The sequence below is a fragment of the Caballeronia sp. genome (assembly GCF_049581465.1).
Classification (GTDB): domain Bacteria; phylum Pseudomonadota; class Gammaproteobacteria; order Burkholderiales; family Burkholderiaceae; genus Caballeronia.
The window spans coordinates 1-1,882 of sequence record NZ_JBAUSA010000035.1; the positions used below are offsets into that span (position 1 = coordinate 1).

2 protein-coding genes are annotated in these 1,882 nt (G+C 58.0%); one reads left to right on the forward strand and one right to left on the reverse strand.

What is annotated here, in order from left to right:
• Nucleotides 1-1,201: isocitrate lyase (gene aceA, locus WCA53_RS00770; protein ID WP_423904280.1), on the forward strand; the 1,201-nt coding region annotated here is incomplete at its 5' end.
• A 198-nt stretch (nt 1,202-1,399) separates the two neighbouring features.
• Here aceA and WCA53_RS00775 read toward each other — a convergent pair.
• Nucleotides 1,400-1,834, reverse strand: coding sequence for a universal stress protein (locus WCA53_RS00775; protein ID WP_423904285.1), 435 nt, complete (start codon nt 1,832-1,834; stop codon nt 1,400-1,402).
• Nucleotides 1,835-1,882 lie beyond the last annotated feature (48 nt).

The following is a 1,882-nucleotide window of genomic DNA, read 5'->3' on the forward strand; positions in this document are numbered from 1 at the left end:
GCGCGGGTCGGTGCCGGTCGAGCACACGCTGGCCAAACGCGGCGCGCAAAGGCTGTGGGAATCGATTCATGAAGAGCCGTTTGTGAATGCGCTCGGCGCGCTGACCGGCAACCAGGCAATGCAGCAAGTCAAAGCCGGATTGAAGGCAATCTACCTGTCGGGCTGGCAAGTCGCTGGCGACGCGAACGTGGCGGGCGAGATGTATCCCGACCAGTCGCTGTATCCGGCGAATTCGGTGCCGCTGGTGGTGAAGCGCATCAACAACACGCTCACGCGGGCTGACCAGATTCAGTGGTCGGAAGGCAAGAATCCTGGCGATGAAGGCTATCTCGACTTCTTTGCGCCGATCGTGGCCGACGCCGAAGCGGGTTTTGGCGGCGTGCTGAATGCGTTCGAACTGATGAAGGCGATGATCGAAGCCGGCGCAGCGGGCGTTCACTTCGAGGATCAACTGGCGTCGGTGAAGAAATGCGGCCATATGGGTGGCAAGGTGCTCGTGCCGACGCGCGAGAACATCGCGAAGTTGACCGCTGCGCGTCTTGCGGCCGATGTATCGGGCACGCCGACGATTCTCATCGCCCGCACGGATGCGGAAGCGGCGGATCTGGTGACATCGGATGTCGACGATAACGACAAGCCGTTCCTCACCGGCGAGCGCACGGTAGAAGGATTCTTCCGCACGAAACCAGGTCTGGATCAGGCCGTTTCACGTGGCTTGGCTTATGCGCCGTATGCTGATTTGATCTGGTGCGAGACCGGCAAGCCGGATCTCGAGTACGCGAAGAAGTTTGCTGAGGCGATTCACCGCCAGTTTCCCGGCAAGTTGCTCTCCTATAACTGTTCGCCTTCGTTTAACTGGAAGAAGAATCTGGACGATGCGACCATCGCGAAGTTCCAAAAAGAGCTTGGCGCGATGGGTTACAAGTTCCAGTTCATCACGCTGGCCGGTTTCCACGCACTGAATTATTCGATGTTCAATCTTGCGCACGGTTATGCACGCACGCAGATGAGTGCTTTCGTGGAAATGCAGCAAGCTGAGTTTGCCGCCGCGGACAAGGGATTTACCGCCGTGAAGCATCAGCGGGAAGTGGGAACCGGATATTTCGATGCGGTTACGCAGGCGGTGGAGAAAGATGCATCTACGACTGCCCTGCACGGGTCCACGGAAGATGAGCAGTTCTTCGAGGCGAAGGTAGCCTAAGCAAGGGCCTACGCTCGAAGACGGCCGGAGGGTTGCTTCTTGCGCGCGGCTTTAGGCTTTGTGGTTCGCTCGCGCATAGGTCAAAGTCATGTTTCCTGGCTTTGCCTATGCGCGAGTCTTCATTTTTAACGGCGTATCGGTCTTGATGTCGCTGCGTTTCGGAGTCTCTTGGAAGCGAGCCCAGCTCCCGCACCCCACTCACCGATAAACAATCACCGGAATCTTGGTATGCGTTAAAACGCGCTGGGTTTCACTTCCAATGAGGAGGCTTCCTAACCCCCTCCTCCCATGTGAAGCCATGAAAATCACGTCACACCCGTCGCGTTCGGCGATTTCAATAATCCCGATATAAGGCGCAGACTCAACGCTAGTAGCAGAATTGCAAGTTACACCCACGGCCCGAGCGGCAACCTCAACGGCCCCAAGATGCTCCCGGGCCTCCCGCTCGGCGCGCGCATGAAAATCCTGAGGCGGCTCCACCGCGACATCGGCGAACGGTGAATACGGATACAACGGCAAACACGCGTAAGCAGTAATCCTCGCCCCAACCGACCGGGCGAGATCGATCGCGCCGTCGATGGCTTTCTGCGATAACGCCGACCCGTCCGTCGGAACCAGGATGTGCTTGAACATGAACCGCTCCTCGGCAACAGTCGTTGCCCTTCTATTGTAGTAACGAGA